Genomic DNA, 15,023 nt, shown 5'->3' with positions numbered 1-15,023 from the left:
ATCCTTACATTTATAGAGTACTGTAAAAAAAGCCCGCATCAACCTATGCGGGCTTTCCTCCTAACAGCATCTCTTGGCCGATGCTCCGTATTTTTTATTAAGAAAATCATTAAAGAACTCAGCCTCTGTCGGCGGCACAACCTCTGGATGATGCTGCCGAATGTGCTCCACATAAGAATCATAATCGGGCAGGTTGGAGATTCCTCTTCCGATCTTACGAATGGCCGCCGCCACGCCGTTGATCTTCCTGAGTATGGAGAACTGATTCATCAGGACACCTCGCTGATCGTTGTTTCTTTAAACGGCTCCTCACTTGTTGGGAGTTCTTGTTTTTTAAACCACACTTTGCCCCAAATCCTCATTGCATCAATCAATACTCCAAGAATAAGAAGCATAAAGATACCTGTCAGCACGGCATTCAGCTGATTGTTGAAAATAATCTGCTTGGCCGCTTCAACAGTTGGAATCGTTGGCGGCAGTTTTCCTGCATCCAAAGCCTGCTGAGTGACTTCAGCTTGTTTTAAAAAGCCGATCTTCGGCAGGGCAGAGAAAATTTTCTGCCAGCCAGCCGTTACCGTGACAATCATCAGCCAAGCAAGCGGAGCCAGTGTTACCCAACAATACTTGGTTTTCCCCATTTTTATGATAACTGTCGTTGCAACGATTAAAGCAATGGCTGCAAGCATCTGGTTCGTAATTCCGAATAGCGGCCAAAGCGTATTGATACCTCCCAGAGGATCGGTTACACCTACAACCAGGAAGTAACCCCATCCCGCAACAACAAGTGCGCTGGTTATATATACTGCCGGCATCCAGTCTGTCCGGCCCAAAGGCTTCCAGATGTTGCCCAGCAGATCCTGAAGCATGAATCTGCCTACCCTCGTTCCGGCATCAATGGTGGTTAATATGAATACGGCCTCAAAAAGAATCGCAAAATGGTACCAGAACGCCATCAGTTCAGGCCCTCCAACAATTTTAGAGAATATATGAGCCATCCCTACAGCAAGCGATGGAGCGCCTCCTGTCCTTGAGAGGATTGAATCTTCATCGACCTGCTGGGCGATCGTGTTAATCTCGTCAGCACTCACCGAAAAGCCCCACGAAGAGATAGTTGTTGCTGCGGCGCTAACTTCTGGCCCGATGGCAGCTGCAGGTGAGTTGATCGCAAAATAGACCCCTGGCGATAGAAGCGTTGCTGCGACAAGTGCCATCACTGCAACAAATGATTCCGTAAGCATGCCTCCGTAGCCGATCATGTTGGCATGCCTTTCATTAGCGATCAGCTTAGGAGTCGTCCCGGATGAGATTAAAGAATGGAATCCGGAAACCGCTCCACAGGCAATGGTAATGAATAAGAACGGAAATAGATTGCCTGAAAATACAGGGCCTGTGCCATCAACAAATTTCGTGAGTGCAGGCATTTTAATTTCTGGCATAACAATAAAGATGCCGATAGCAAGCATAGCAATAACGCCCACTTTTAAGAAGGTGCTTAAGTAATCCCTTGGAGCAAGGAGAAGCCAGACTGGAAGTACGGAAGCAAGAAAACCGTAGACAATCATCATGATAGCGATCGTTTTGCCTCCAAATGTGAACATCGGAGCGAGGGTCGCTGAATCTGCTACCCATTGTCCGCTCAGCAAAGCGATCAGCAGAAGGACAAACCCGATGATCGAGGCTTCTCCTACTCTTCCCGGCCGGAAAAATTTCATATAGATCCCCATAAACAGCGCGATGGGTATCGTCATGGCGATTGTGAACATGCCCCAGGGACTAGCTTTTAAAGCGTTTACAACAACAAGCCCCAAAACAGCAATCAAGATGATCATAATGGCAAATACGCCGATAAGAGCAAGATATCCGCCGACAGGCCCGATCTCTTCTCTTGCAATTTCTCCGATTGATTTTCCTTTTCGGCGCATAGAGATGATGAGAATAACAAAATCCTGGACACAGCCCGCAAGCACTGCTCCTGCTATAATCCAGATTGTTCCTGGCAGATAGCCCATCTGAGCAGCAAGCGTCGGCCCAACAAGCGGCCCTGCACCAGCAATCGCTGCAAAATGGTGCCCGTACAGCACCCATTTGTTAGTAGGAACATAATCCTTACCATCACTGTATCTTTCAGCTGGTGTAGCCCGTTTTTTGTCCAATCCAAAGATTTTATTTGAGATAAAACGGGAATAAAACCGGTATGCAACAGCGTACGTTGCCAGTGATGCCACAACAAACCATATGGCGTTGATGTGCTCGTCCCTCTGCAGGGCAATTACAGATAAACTTAATCCTCCCGCCAGGGCAATCGCAATCCAAATCATTGTCTTTGTGATTGGATTGCTTCTCTTTTTAATCGTACTCGGCTGTGTTTCCATTAGGCTCCCCCTTAAAAGATTGATATAATTACAAAGTAATTATACCAAATATTCTTAATATTTAAATAAAATAACGGGAAATTAGGAAATGGAGGATATGGCATGAAAATCGCGATTACAGGAGGCACAGGGCTGATCGGTTCAGCAGTAACGGATCTTCTGCTCTCAGATCATCATGAAGTGTACATCTTAACACGTTCAAGAAAAGTGACTGATGACGATAATCTTCATTTTGTGGAGTGGCTAGGCTCCTCCAGCTCTCCCGAAAAAGAACTGGATGGTATGGATGCCTTTATTAATCTTGCGGGTGAAAGCATCCACGGCCGATGGACGGAGGAAAAAAAGAAAAACATAATGGAAAGCCGCCTGCAAGCAACAGAAGAAGTCTTGCGCATTCTTGGTAAACTTCCCGAAAAACCATCCGTCCTTGTTAACGCTTCAGCTGTTGGCTATTATGGGAGCGCTGAACAAGAGCGCTTTACCGAACGATCATCACCTAAGAATGAAAATTTCTTATCTGCCGTCGCACAAAAGTGGGAACAAAAAGCGAGTGAAGCAAAAGAACTGGGAATCAGAACAGTCTTCACACGATTCGGGGTAGTCTTAAGCAAAAAAGGCGGTGCTCTTTCTCAAATGGAGATGCCGTATAAGTTATTCGCCGGCGGAAGGATCGGATCTGGACGGCAGTGGATCTCATGGGTTCATCTGGAAGACGCTGCAAGGCTTATTGCATATGCTGTAGAATCAGAAATCGAGGGTCCTTTAAACGTCACTTCCCCCTTTCCTGTTCAAAATAACGATTTCGGAAAAGAACTGGGAGAAATCATCCGAAGGCCTCATTGGCTGCCCGCTCCTGCCTTGGCCATAAAAACCGTACTTGGTGAGATGAGTGTACTCATTCTTGAAGGTCAGCATGCCTACCCAGAAAAAGCACTTCAGAGTGGATTTAAATTTTGTTTTCCCAGGCTTCAGGAAGCATTAAAAGATTTACTGAAATAAGTTACAATAGAACTAGAAAAAAATAGAAAATTAGGTGAATGCAGATTGAAAATACTGATTAAAGGAGCTCGGATTTACCCGATTGCCTCTCCCGTTTTGCAAAGGGGGGATCTCTTTATACAAAACGGTAAAATCGTCCGGCTTGCACCCTTCATTGAAGCAGCCTCGGATATGGAGATCATCCAGGCTGAAGGAACTCACCTTATGCCAGGTCTCATCGACGTCCACACACATTTGGGTCTTTATGATGAGGGCACGGGTTGGGCCGGGAACGACGCAAATGAAACAAATGAAGTACTCACTCCTCATATCCGGGCAATCGACGGCTGCCATCCACTGGACAGCGGCTTTCAGGATGCCATCAAGCATGGCATAACAGCGGTCCATATAATGCCGGGAAGCGCCAATGTAATCGGCGGAACAACATCCGTTATCAAGACTGTTGGAAAAGATATTCGAAAAATGCTGATCAAGGAGCTGGCTGGCCTAAAGCTTGCACTCGGCGAAAACCCAAAAAGAATTCACAGCGGCAGAGAAAACAATTCCATCACTCGAATGGGAATCATGGGAATGCTCCGAGAAGCTTTTTATCACGCCAAAAGCTCTTCTTTTTCAGGAGATTTAAGGATTGTTCCCCTGATCGCTGCCTTAAACCGTGAAATTCCTGTGCGAATACACGCCCACCGAGCGGATGATATCCTCTCTGCTGTCAGGCTGGCCGATGAGTTCAATCTTGATCTCCGTATTGAACATTGTACAGAAGGCCATCTAGTAGCCGAAGAGCTGTCGGGACGGGGGCTCCAGGTTTCAGTCGGCCCAACCCTTACGAGACGATCAAAGATTGAATTGAAGAACAAAACATGGGATACGTATAGAATTCTCACAGACCATGGTATAGAAGTATCGATTACAACCGATCATCCCTATACACCGATCCATTATTTAAATGTGTGTGCAGCTCTTGCCGTCCGCGAGGGCCTGAGTGAAGAGAATGCATTGCGGGGAATTACAATCAATCCAGCAAAAAATCTTGGTGTTGCTGATCGAATCGGCAGCCTGGAGCCCGGTAAAGACGCAGATATCACTATCTGGACAGCGCATCCTTTTCATTTTTATTCTCTTCCGGTGATGACCATGATTGAAGGAAAAATCGTGTATAAAAATAACCAATATTTTCACAAAAAATAAACAAAAAACCTATTTTCTTTTTATAAAAAATAGCATATGATTCAAGTATAAATGAATACGCAAAACCTTAGGGAAGGCAATTGGTGCGCCACCAGAATATCTGGTCCTAGTGGGTTCGATTCCCACCCCGAATTAATTTTTATTCTTAATTCGAGGGTGGGATTTTTCTGCCCTCTAGGAGGGGTTAAATTGTTAAAAAAGCGTGATTTAAACGACTGTCATGTTCTTTTCAATTTAATGGCACACCCTGATGTCTTTCCTTTTGTTCGTCAAAAAGCGGACTCCCTTGAGGAGTTTATGTTTTTGACCAAGCAGACGATCGAAGAAGAAGAACGAGGGGAAACGATTTCCAGAACCATTCTGGATGAGTGGTACAACCCGATCGGAGCCATAAGCTTGTATGACGTTCAGGATGGCTGTGGATTTCTGGGCACCTGGTTAGGACAGCCTTATTTTGGCAAGGGCTACAATAAGCTTGCGAAAGAAAGTTTTCTTTCTGAATTATTTTATGAAAAAGATATTCAGACGGTTTTTATGCGAATACGCAAAAACAATATCCGGTCTCAGAAAGCCGCAGAAAAAATTCCGTTTGTCACTTTGGCCAATGAGTCACGGGCCGACATCTATGAGCAGCTGAACCGTGAACGGGATCTTTATAACCTGTATCAGATTGAAAAAGATAACTACATGCTTCATCAGTTAAGGAATCAAAATCATGTGGAAGGTTATGAAGAAGATCAATTGAAAGAAGCTTAATAATTGACGCTGTTTAAGCCAAACTATAAAGGGGATGACTCAGTACAGAACGTTTAACTTGCTGGGTTATCTTCTTTTTTATTATCCAAAAGGGGGAACGGCCTTGAAAAGCAAAAAACGACAGGCTGAAGAACGGAACGCAGACCTTACCAAGACACAGGAGATCCTCTACAAAGAGGAGTTTAAGGCCGCAGACGGCAGGGGAAAAAATGAATACAATAACCATTTATCTTCCCAAACAAAGTAGATGAGTCTTCAATAGTGGCCAGTCAACTTTCTGCGAAAAACTTGCGAAGGAGGAATTTACTGTGGAAAACGAAAAGAACCGATTTACTAATGAAAAGGACGGTCTGACAGAAGCTGATCAACAGCAGCCTGAAGGTGTAGATGTACAGTATTCATCCGAGGTAGCTGACCAGGATGACCGTGAAGCATTAGAGCGTGCAGAAGAAGCCGATCGCCGACAGCTTAATCGATAAAAGAAAAAGCCCTTCTCTAAAGAGAACGGGCTTTTTCTGAGAAAATATTATGACTAACTTTATTTCTTGTGGGTAACTTTATCCACAGTCTGTTAATATCGTGGATAACTTTTGTCCTTTTTATAGACTTTGTAAATTTTCAGTCGAATAAATTGGTCTTTATAAAATTTTTATTATTTTGTATATTCACAAGCAGTGGATAACATTGTGGATTGTGTGAATATGTCAGAAAATATCGATTAATAAAATACTTTTCAACAATCATTGTGGATAGTTAAAGTTTTTTCCTGTATTGAAGGAAGAAAGGAGGTTGATTCTTGATGCAACATAGGGTATCCACATAAAAAAGAAAGGGAAATGGCTCCCTTTCTTTTTTATTTGTCACGAACAAGTGAACATACCACTTCGACATGAGCCGTATGTGGAAACATATCCACAGGAGTAAGGCTTTCCACTTTAAACCCTTCACTTATCAACATGTGGACATCTTTTGCTAACGTGGATGGGTTGCATGAAACATAGACCATTCTTTTCGGCTTGATTTTTCCTACTGTTTTTAAGAAGGCCTGATCACAGCCCGTTCTCGGGGGATCAACAACGATGACGTCCGGCTGCCATCCTTCCTTCAGCCATTTAGGAAGAATTTCCTCTGCTTTGCCTGTCTCATAATGTGTATTAGCAAATCCATGCCGTTTCGCGTTTTCTTTAGCGTTTCTTATAGACTCAGCGATGACGTCCATCCCTCTGACTTCACGTGCGTCTGGAGCAAGCCAGAGGCCGATTGTTCCAGCACCGCAATATGCGTCCACTACTTTTTCAGTTCCGCTTAACTTCGCCGCTTTCTTCGCTTCATCATACAATTTTACCGTTTGCTTAGGATTCAGCTGAAAGAAGGCGCGAGCCGACAGATCAAAGGACAGTTCCCCTAATTTCTCACCGATGGTTTCCGGCCCTTCCAATGGAAGAGTTTTATCACCGAAAATAATGGATGTTTTCTTATCATTAACGTTTTGAACAATGGATGTAATATAGGGAAGACGTTTCTTGATTTCGGAAACCAGTAATTCTTTACGTGGAATCTTTTGTTGGGCGGTCACTAATACCAACTGTGTTTCCTCTGTTTCAAAGCCTGTCCTGACTACGATCGTTCTGATAATTCCCGTACGTTTTTTCTCATCATAAATGGGGATGTTAAGGTCCTCAAGAATTTTTTTGACAGCATTTGTTACGCGAACCGTCTCAGGGTGCTGTACCATGCACTGATCCAGGTCGATGATGCGGTGTGAATTTAATCCATAGAGCCCCGCAATCACTTTTTCTTTATCTTTGGCTGTTTGAAGCTGGCTCTTGTTGCGGTATTCCCAAGGATGTTCCATTCCGATCGTTGTTTTTAGGGGCAGATTTTCCGGCTTTATCTTCGTATACCGCTCAAAAGCCTGACGGACAACGTCCTGCTTCTCTTTCAGCTGTCCTTCATAGCTCAGGTGCTGCAGCTGGCAGCCTCCGCACTGTTCGTAGATCGGACAGGGCGGAACCACCCGTTCTTTTGATTTTTTGCGGATGCTTTTTACTTTTGCTTCCGCACGGTTGGGATACACTTTTTCTATCTGCGCAGTTATTTCTTCACCAGGAAGAGCACCTGGAACAAAAACCACCGTCCGTTTATAAAAACCAACTCCCTCCCCATTAATGCCAAGGCGTTTAATTTTGAGCGGGATCGTTTTTCCTTTATTTAGTGCGTTTTGCTTGTGGTTGGCTGTTTCTTTTGCCATAGCCATTCACTTCTCTCAAAATAATTTTTTCGATCCATTATAGCATTGTTTACACTCCTGTTCCCACTAACATGTCCAATAACGATGAAAAAAAGCCTTGATCAAGGCTTTTTGGGTGATTCCTTCACTTGTTCATTCTGGATGCTTTGTGAAGCCAGATCATCCAGGCTTTTGAAAGTATATCCTCGCTTCTTAAGATCATCTATTGCTTTTCCGAGGGCTTCCGCATTATCTCGTGATACGGTGTGCAGTAACAGAATACACCCAGGATGAATTTGTTTCATGATATGGTTATAGGAGTATTGCCATCCTTGCTGACGGTCAACCTGCCAATCAACAAATGCGAGCGACCAAAACACATGGGTGTATCCCAATTGCTTAGATATAGCGATGGACCGTTCACTGAAGACGCCTCTTGGCGGACGAAGATAATGCATCTCTTGTTTTCCAGTGATTTGTGTATATTTCTCTTTGACTGCCGTCAGTTCTTCTTCCATCCGCTGCTCGCTGATCGTCGTCATATCTGGATGATGATTCGTATGGTTCCCAACAGTGTGGCCTTCATTTGCCATTCGTTTAATCAAATCAGGGTGTGTGTTGATAAAGTGCCCCGTAACAAAAAATGCCGCCGGAACTTTTCTGCTTTTTAATGTATCAAGGACATCGTCCGTAAAGCCATTCTCATAGCCGTTATCAAATGTCAAATAAATATCTTTTCGTTTGGGGTCACCAAGAAACAGGCCATCATACTTTTTTAACAGCTGCAAATAGCGCTGATCCGTTGTCGGCGGCATTTCATTTCCTCTCTTCTGGAAATACCATTCGTACCTTGTATTAGACGAAATGACGGGTCCCGCTTGTACTGAATTGGTGGAGATCATGAAAAAAACTGCCGCAATGATTAGACGGATTTTCCATTTTTTCATGTCGTTCACTCCTTTCCATGCTTTATATATATCATGTACTTTTAGTTTCTTTATCTGATATAAAAGCATACGAGGGAGTATCTGCCATAAGGAATGTTGAAGCGCCCAATAACGAAAAAAAAAATGGAGCCGGCCGCACGGGCCAGCTTCCACCACCTTTACTTGAATACAGGTTCTTTAAACTGAGAAAGACGTTCGAGTGATGAGGCCTCGACATCCTGATGAAGGCTGTTTCCATGTGAATCCATTGTAACAACCGCCGTAAAACCTTTCACGTTAATATGCCACATCGCTTCAGGAATACCGAATTCCATCAAGTCTACGCCTTCTACCTTCTGCATACATTCAGCATAGTATTGGGCGGCTCCACCGATGGCGTTCAAGTAAACGCCGCCATGCTCGCCCAGTGCTTGAAGGGTCTTCTTGCCCATTCCGCCTTTACCGATAACCGCACGGATGCCAAATTTTTTCATGATGTCGCCTTGGTATGGTTCTTCACGAATGGAGGTTGTAGGGCCTGCTGCTTTCACGACCCAATTTCCTTCTCCATCCTTGGCCATCACCGGACCGCAATGGTAAATGATCTGGCCGTTCAAATCAACGGGTGCATCATGGTCCGTTAAATACTTATGGATCGCGTCACGGCCAGTGTGCATCATTCCATTGATGGTAACCACATCACCGACGCGAAGTTGACGGATTTGTTCTTCCGTAATCGGTGCTTCAAGCGTAACCTGGCGAACCTCGGATTTTTCTTCAAGTGCAGCTGCCGCTTCCTCTTTCATTTTTTCAAAATCGACTTCTTCGCCTTCTTGGTAGAGCCATTCTTGAATCTCACCGCAAGCCGGATCAATTTTTACGCCCAAGCGGCGGTAAGCCCAGCAATTATAGGCAACAGACACGAAAAAGCTTGCCGGGATCCGATTGATCACTCCCACTTTACAGCCCAGGAGCGTTGTTTCTCCGCCAAAGCCCATCGTTCCAATCCCAAGCTTGTTGGCGTTTTCCATAACGTATTCTTCAAGTTTGCGAAGATTTTCGTTTGGGTTCACATCATCCGCTGAGCGGAAAAGCATTTCTTTGGCGAGTTCATATCCACTCGTGCGGTCTCCGCCGATGCCGACACCGATGAACCCTGCACTGCAGCCTTGTCCCTGTGCCTGGTAAACGGAATGCATGATGCACTTTCTAATGCCATCAAGGTCGCGCCCGGCACGTCCAAGTCCCTCGAGCTCAGCAGGAAGGCTGTATTGAATATTTTTGTTTTCACAGCCGCCTCCCTTTAGGATCAAGCGGACATCAATGTAATCTTCTTCCCACTGTTCAAATTTAATAACGGGAGTCCCTTCACCCAGGTTGTCACCACTGTTATCCCCAGTAATGGAGTCTACGGAATTGGGACGAAGCTTAGCATCACCGGTAGCTTCAGCCACCGCCTTTTTGATTGCCTTTTTCATTTCAATCTGATTAACGTTAACTGGAACTTTAATCTTAAACGTCGGTAGCCCAGTATCCTGACAGATCGGTGAGACATTGTCGTCGGCCATTTTAATGTTCTTCGTAATCGTATCTAAGGACATTGCCGCACGAGTCCCTGCATTCTCCCTTATTTTTGCTGCTGCTATTGCTCTCCGTACATCTTTTGGCAAGTTTGTGGATGTTTCCACGATCAGCTTATACATGCTCTCCTGAAACTTTTCCATGCTCTAACCCCTTTTATTATAGAAGAATAATTTTATCTCATTAAAACCATCTCCATTATAACAAAAAGGATAAAACAGCGCTTACTTTTCGTTCTTTATCTATTTTTTTCTTCCCAATTATTGCGGAACTGTTTGCACTTCAACTCAAGGTCATCCAGCATGCCGATGATCCGGTCGATCTCTTCGACACCCGCCGTTTCAGCATCAATGGAATCCAGTACCTGTAGCAGCATATCCACCCGCTGCACAATATACTCTTTCTGAGATGATCTATCTTCAATGGATTTACCCACGGTAACCTCTCCTTTCCTTCATACTGTAACAAAGGATCATTTGTCTGCCAATTTAAACTTGAAATATAGGCTCTTTTTCTTTGCCTCGGATTGAGTTATCATATGGTGTATTTATAGGTTATCGTAACCCTTGATTTTTACCCGTTTATTTAAAAAGGAGTTTTTCAATAATGATGGTAAAACAACCAATTTCCGTTCAATATGACCCTTGGGAAGCCTACATGGATATGGAACAGTACGGAGCCATGAAACTTACCAATATCGAGGTAACGACCACTACCCTTTGCAACATGAGATGCGCCCATTGTGCTGTCGGATATACCCTGAATGTGAAGGACCCGGAACCGCTTCCGCTCGAACTTCTCATTCGCCGTCTTGATGAAATCCCCGATTTGCGTGCTTTTTCAATTACAGGCGGAGAGCCGATGATGTCCAAAAAATCAGTAGATCAGTATGTGGTGCCTCTTCTTCAATACGCTTCAGCACGAGGAGCACGAACACAGATCAATTCAAATCTAACACTCGATCTCAACCGGTATGAGCCTATCCTTCCATACTTGGATGTTCTTCATATTTCTCACAACTGGGGAACACCAGAAGATTTTGCTGAGATCGGCTTTGCGGTGATGGAGCGCAAACCCTCCATGGAACAGAGAACCGCTCTTTTTGACCGGATGGTCCATAACGCGCGGGAACTCACAAAAAGAGGTGTCATCGTCTCGGCAGAGACCATGCTGAACAAGACGACACTCCCGTATCTGGAAAAAATTCATGAACATATCCAGCAAATGGGATGTCAACGCCACGAAATCCACCCGATGTATCCCAGCGACTTTGCTAGCTCTCTCCAAGTCCTTTCCCTGGCTGAGACACGCACTGCGATCCATCGGCTACTGGATGTGCGCAATGAGGACGTCTGGATGCTGTTTGGAACACTACCTTTCTATGCATGCTCTGCCTCCCTTGAAGATCAAGAGCTCCTAAAGCGGCTGTATGCGGAAAAGAACGTTACGGTGCGCAATGATCCGGATGGAAGGTCCCGGCTCAACGTCAACCTGTTTGATGGAGACATCATCGTCACTGACTTTGGCGACACCCCTTCACTCGGAAACATTAAAGACACAACATTTTTAGAGGCCTATAACAAATGGAACAGAACTGAAACGGCGAAATCACTGAGCTGTCACTGTCCTGCCGTAAAATGCCTCGGTCCTAACCTGCTTGTGAAGGATACGTACTATAAAGATTGGGATTTTCCTCTACTTTCTTCCAAAATATAACTATTTAAAAAGTTATAAACTTTACATTAGTAAGTTTTGAGAGTATTATCAAAGGAAAGACTATATCTAACAGGCTTTTTCAGCCACAAAAGATCAATGCCATGAGGTGAATGATTGTATGGATTACAATACCATGTGTCCCAAATATGAAGTGACCATAGATATTATCGGAAAAAAATGGACGGGTTTGATCATCCGTGTCTTATTGGGAGGATCGCGAAGGTTCAAAGATATAAAAAAGCAGATTCCTGAGATGAGTGACCGAATGCTCACCGAACGGATGAAAGAACTCGAAGCAGTAGGGATCGTTGCCCGCCACGTCTATCCCGAAACACCGGTTCGGATCGAATATGATTTGACCGAAAAAGGAAAATCCCTTCGTTCTGTCATTGATGCGATTCAATGCTGGAGTGAAGAGTGGGTTGAGGATTGCAAACTGCAAAAATGAAACAGCTCCTTAAAAGGAGCTGTTTTTTTACATATTGGAAGAATGAAATTTGAACGATACATGTTCTTGAACCGGAATCCAAGCCCCAATTCCCTGCTGGGTAACATTTTGCACTTCAAGCTTTCTTTTGCTGCCTTTCAATACAATGTATACTTCTCCATACGTCACTCTTCCTCTTTCATTTACAGCCGGCACATAGCTTGCCAAGTATCCGACCTGCTTAGGAGCAATGTTATACACATTGCCTTTTCTTGTTCCAGCCCCCACATTTGTCTGGAAAGACAGGGGGAGTTTTGTTTTATCTCCTGCCGTAATCAGCATCATTTTCTTCACTGCATCACTGTTCGGTATTTCAGCCGTCAAACCTCCCGTTACCCGCTTATGGGCCTGCTGCTGATACCGTAGTTGTGCCAGCGATTTTCCGCCGCGGTTATCAACACGGTTTAAATTTATCTGCTGATACTCCCAGTTCACCGTTGTTTCAGTTGACTGATAGGACAACGGCCATTGACCAAGGAAAATTCTCGCTCTGTACCCGATTGCCAATTTGGATGGATGAATCACAGATTCGTTTAAAATGCGAATTAAATCCGGATTGGTAATAGCTACATTCGAGGTTTTCAGCATGGACTTAGCCAGCTTGCTCGGCTCTAAATAAGGCAGATCCTGAGCGGAATTGGGATACGTATTTTCTTTTGAGATGCTGACAACAGAGTTAGGTATTCGGGTTGGGGACGCTGCAGCGGCATCCGTTTGGGCCAGCAAGGAAAAAAACATGATTATAACAAGAAATGTGCGGTTCCATTTCATAAGATTTGCCTCCTTTTATACCCCTATTTTTTTCTTGTTGAAGAAATTTATCCATACACGAGTAATAGCAATTTTTTACACAAAAAAAAGAAACCTGGAAACGGGATTACAGGCTGTTTTTTACTAAATTCACAGTTTAAAAAGGCATAAAAAGGATATTCATTGTAGAATAGGAGTACATTTGAAAAAAAGGATGTATTGCTATGGCTGTTTTAACAAGATCGAAATTCTCTGTGTTGGTCAGTATCGTTTTCATCTCAGGGTTTTCGCAGGGGATGCTCCTCCCCTTAATTGCGATTCTTCTGGAGGAATCAGGAACGTCTTCTACGTTGAATGGATTAAATGCAACCGCCCTCTATATCGGTATTGTTCTTGCCTCGCCATTTATTGAAAAACCGATGAGGACATTCGGGTATAAAAAAATTATTGTAACGGGTCTGATCTTGGTTACTGTTTCTTTATTTTTATTTCCATGGTGGAAAACGTTCTGGTTCTGGTTCGCGCTGCGCATGATCATCGGAGTGGGCGACCATATGCTCCATTTTTCTACCCAGGTATGGGTGACCTCCAACAGCCCTGCCGATAAAAGAGGCCGGAACATCGCACTTTACGGGATCGCATTTGGTGCTGGATTCGGGATCGGTCCATTGATGACACGTTTAGCGGATTTAAGTGAAGCACTTCCTTTTTTGGTTTCGGGAGGTTTCTGCCTGGTCTCCCTCTTCGTTATGTCCTTTATCCACAATGAATACCCGGTATCAGCCAGTTCTAAAGAAGCTGGCATGAATACGGTGAGCCGCTACCGGGAAGTCATCCGCTTATCATGGGTTGCTTTGCTTCCGGCATTTGGCTACGGGTTTCTTGAAGCCACACTAAACGGTTCCTTTCCTGTTTATGCACTAAGGCATGGAATTCCCATTGATTGGGTATCCATCTTGCTGCCTTCTTTTATTATCGGAAGTCTCGTGTTTCAGCTTCCACTCGGATTATGGAGCGACCGATTTGGCAGAAGGAATGTTCTGCTCGTCTGCCTTCTCATCGGATTTGCCGCATTCACTGGAACCTTGTTTGCCGGAGGGAGTATGCCGGTATTCCTGGTGCTGTTCTTTATCGCCGGTATGTTTGTCGGATCCTTATTTTCTTTAGGCATTACCTATATGAGCGATTTGCTCCCTATGCATCTTCTTCCGGCAGGCAATATTCTAGCAGGTATTGCGTTCAGTGCAGGAAGTATGAGCGGCCCTCTCATCGGTGGATACTTCATAGAAATATTTGAATCCGGTGCGTTTGTCTATGCTATCAGCGGCATGCTGCTCACCTTATTGGTGGTCACCCCTATTCACAAGGGATCCGGCATTCGTTCCGCTTCTGAAAAAAACGTGTCCTGAAAAGCCAATAATTAAAGCGCTGGGAATACATACTATAGAAAGCAATATTTTTGCATTCTCGGCGAAAATTCCTTATACTATAATTGAAATCAAATAATAATTATTATAAATAATTTTTATAAAAAAGGAGCTATTATTCATGAGATTACGTGATGAAATGCCTGAACTGAATGGTGCAACTGAATGGTTAAATGGAGAAGTAACCAAATCCGACCTGATCGGCAACAAACCTACACTCATTCATTTTTGGTCTGTAAGCTGCGGACTCTGTAAAGAAGCAATGCCAAACATCAATCAATTCCGTGATGATTACAAAGACGAACTAAACGTAGTAGCTGTTCATATGCCTCGTTCCGAAAAAGATCTGGACCTCGAGCAAGTAAAAGAAGTTGCAAAAGAACACGATATCACTCAGCCGATCTTTGTCGATAATCAGCACAAGCTCACCGACGCATTTGAAAACCAATACGTACCTGCTTATTATGTATTCGATAACGAAGGCAAACTCCGCCACTTCCAAGCTGGCGGCGATGGCATGAAAATGCTAACTAAACGTGTGAACCGTGTACTCGGAAAAGAAACAAAATAAGCGTTTAAGATACCCTCTTG

At 44.1% G+C, this 15,023-nt stretch carries 16 protein-coding genes; 9 read left to right on the top strand and 7 right to left on the bottom strand.

Annotated features, from left to right (window positions below):
• Nucleotides 1-60 precede the first annotated feature (60 nt).
• Together QYF49_RS19890 and QYF49_RS19885 are read right to left on the bottom strand one after the other, a co-directional pair.
• On the bottom strand, nt 61-270 hold the full coding sequence (locus QYF49_RS19890; RefSeq protein ID WP_290401326.1) for a YbdD/YjiX family protein: 210 nt from the start codon (nt 268-270) through the stop codon (nt 61-63).
• Nucleotides 270-2,372 (bottom strand): carbon starvation CstA family protein, encoded by a 2,103-nt coding sequence (locus QYF49_RS19885; protein ID WP_425589608.1) that lies wholly within the window; start codon nt 2,370-2,372, stop codon nt 270-272. The genes QYF49_RS19890 and QYF49_RS19885 overlap by 1 nt, the downstream gene beginning before the upstream one ends.
• Nucleotides 2,373-2,474: 102 nt before the next feature.
• Here QYF49_RS19885 and QYF49_RS19880 point away from each other — a divergent pair, with 102 nt between their 5' ends.
• The 5 genes from QYF49_RS19880 to QYF49_RS19860 all read left to right on the top strand — a co-directional run bounded on the left by QYF49_RS19880 (nt 2,475) and on the right by QYF49_RS19860 (nt 5,794).
• Entirely contained in the window at nt 2,475-3,371 is an 897-nt protein-coding gene (locus QYF49_RS19880; RefSeq protein WP_290401325.1) for a TIGR01777 family oxidoreductase, read from the top strand.
• A 45-nt stretch (nt 3,372-3,416) separates the two neighbouring features.
• Nucleotides 3,417-4,559 carry an amidohydrolase gene (locus QYF49_RS19875; protein WP_290401324.1) on the top strand — a complete coding sequence of 381 codons (1,143 nt, stop codon included), beginning with the start codon at nt 3,417-3,419 and terminating at the stop codon, nt 4,557-4,559.
• A 189-nt stretch (nt 4,560-4,748) separates the two neighbouring features.
• On the top strand, nt 4,749-5,315 hold the full coding sequence (locus tag QYF49_RS19870) for a GNAT family N-acetyltransferase (RefSeq protein ID WP_290401323.1): 567 nt from the start codon (nt 4,749-4,751) through the stop codon (nt 5,313-5,315).
• 103 nt (nt 5,316-5,418) lie between these two features.
• Nucleotides 5,419-5,562 carry a YfhE family protein gene (locus QYF49_RS19865; protein ID WP_290401322.1) on the top strand — a complete coding sequence of 48 codons (144 nt, stop codon included), beginning with the start codon at nt 5,419-5,421 and terminating at the stop codon, nt 5,560-5,562.
• 61 nt (nt 5,563-5,623) lie between these two features.
• A complete protein-coding gene (locus QYF49_RS19860) occupies nt 5,624-5,794 on the top strand; it encodes a YfhD family protein (protein WP_290401321.1) in 171 nt (56 codons plus the stop codon).
• Between the two features lie 374 nt (nt 5,795-6,168).
• Here QYF49_RS19860 and rlmD read toward each other — a convergent pair whose 3' ends face one another.
• The 4 genes from rlmD to QYF49_RS19840 form a co-directional block, all read right to left on the bottom strand.
• Complete coding sequence (gene rlmD, locus QYF49_RS19855) at nt 6,169-7,572, bottom strand: 23S rRNA (uracil(1939)-C(5))-methyltransferase RlmD (protein WP_425589607.1); 1,404 nt, start codon at nt 7,570-7,572, stop codon at nt 6,169-6,171.
• 95 nt (nt 7,573-7,667) lie between these two features.
• Complete coding sequence (pdaA, locus tag QYF49_RS19850; protein WP_290401319.1) at nt 7,668-8,492, bottom strand: delta-lactam-biosynthetic de-N-acetylase; 825 nt, start codon at nt 8,490-8,492, stop codon at nt 7,668-7,670.
• Between the two features lie 158 nt (nt 8,493-8,650).
• Nucleotides 8,651-10,195 (bottom strand): fumarate hydratase, encoded by a 1,545-nt coding sequence (locus QYF49_RS19845; RefSeq protein ID WP_290401318.1) that lies wholly within the window; start codon nt 10,193-10,195, stop codon nt 8,651-8,653.
• Between the two features lie 95 nt (nt 10,196-10,290).
• Nucleotides 10,291-10,488: an SE1561 family protein gene (locus QYF49_RS19840; protein ID WP_290401317.1), complete on the bottom strand. Its 198-nt coding sequence runs from the start codon at nt 10,486-10,488 to the stop codon at nt 10,291-10,293.
• A gap of 170 nt (nt 10,489-10,658) precedes the next feature.
• Between QYF49_RS19840 and yfkAB the strand changes: the two genes are divergently transcribed.
• On the top strand, nt 10,659-11,768 hold the full coding sequence (gene yfkAB / locus QYF49_RS19835) for a radical SAM/CxCxxxxC motif protein YfkAB (protein ID WP_290401316.1): 1,110 nt from the start codon (nt 10,659-10,661) through the stop codon (nt 11,766-11,768).
• Nucleotides 11,769-11,886: 118 nt separating this feature from the next.
• The gene (locus QYF49_RS19830) at nt 11,887-12,216 is read left to right on the top strand and encodes a winged helix-turn-helix transcriptional regulator (protein ID WP_290401315.1); all 330 of its coding nucleotides are present in this window, start codon (nt 11,887-11,889) and stop codon (nt 12,214-12,216) included.
• Nucleotides 12,217-12,243: 27 nt separating this feature from the next.
• On the opposite strand, the gene QYF49_RS19825 is transcribed toward QYF49_RS19830, so the two are convergent.
• Complete coding sequence (locus QYF49_RS19825; protein WP_425589606.1) at nt 12,244-13,026, bottom strand: YfkD famly protein; 783 nt, start codon at nt 13,024-13,026, stop codon at nt 12,244-12,246.
• A gap of 203 nt (nt 13,027-13,229) precedes the next feature.
• Between QYF49_RS19825 and QYF49_RS19820 the strand changes: the two genes are divergently transcribed.
• A complete protein-coding gene (locus QYF49_RS19820) occupies nt 13,230-14,414 on the top strand; it encodes an MFS transporter (RefSeq protein ID WP_290401314.1) in 1,185 nt (394 codons plus the stop codon).
• Between the two features lie 139 nt (nt 14,415-14,553).
• Nucleotides 14,554-15,003, top strand: a complete 450-nt coding sequence (locus QYF49_RS19815; RefSeq protein ID WP_290401313.1) for a TlpA family protein disulfide reductase — start codon at nt 14,554-14,556, stop codon at nt 15,001-15,003.
• Nucleotides 15,004-15,023 lie beyond the last annotated feature (20 nt).

The organism is Fictibacillus terranigra, assembly GCF_030412265.1.
Classification (GTDB): domain Bacteria; phylum Bacillota; class Bacilli; order Bacillales; family Fictibacillaceae; genus Fictibacillus_C; species Fictibacillus_C terrinigri.
Note: the sequence above shows the minus strand (reverse complement) of the source record. Positions and strands in the feature narration are given on the sequence as shown.

Excerpts from the sequence above, each read along its gene's own strand:
- QYF49_RS19890 (WP_290401326.1), bottom strand. The coding sequence starts at position 270 with ATGAATCAGTTCTCCATACTCAGGAAGATCAACGGCGTGGCGGCGGCC.
- QYF49_RS19885 (WP_425589608.1), bottom strand. The coding sequence starts at position 2,372 with ATGGAAACACAGCCGAGTACGATTAAAAAGAGAAGCAATCCAATCACA.
- QYF49_RS19880 (WP_290401325.1), top strand. The coding sequence starts at position 2,475 with ATGAAAATCGCGATTACAGGAGGCACAGGGCTGATCGGTTCAGCAGTA.
- rlmD (WP_425589607.1), bottom strand. The coding sequence starts at position 7,572 with ATGGCTATGGCAAAAGAAACAGCCAACCACAAGCAAAACGCACTAAAT.
- pdaA (WP_290401319.1), bottom strand. The coding sequence starts at position 8,492 with ATGAAAAAATGGAAAATCCGTCTAATCATTGCGGCAGTTTTTTTCATG.
- QYF49_RS19845 (WP_290401318.1), bottom strand. The coding sequence starts at position 10,195 with ATGGAAAAGTTTCAGGAGAGCATGTATAAGCTGATCGTGGAAACATCC.
- yfkAB (WP_290401316.1), top strand. The coding sequence starts at position 10,659 with ATGATGGTAAAACAACCAATTTCCGTTCAATATGACCCTTGGGAAGCC.
- QYF49_RS19830 (WP_290401315.1), top strand. The coding sequence starts at position 11,887 with ATGGATTACAATACCATGTGTCCCAAATATGAAGTGACCATAGATATT.
- QYF49_RS19825 (WP_425589606.1), bottom strand. The coding sequence starts at position 13,026 with ATGAAATGGAACCGCACATTTCTTGTTATAATCATGTTTTTTTCCTTG.
- QYF49_RS19820 (WP_290401314.1), top strand. The coding sequence starts at position 13,230 with ATGGCTGTTTTAACAAGATCGAAATTCTCTGTGTTGGTCAGTATCGTT.
- QYF49_RS19815 (WP_290401313.1), top strand. The coding sequence starts at position 14,554 with ATGAGATTACGTGATGAAATGCCTGAACTGAATGGTGCAACTGAATGG.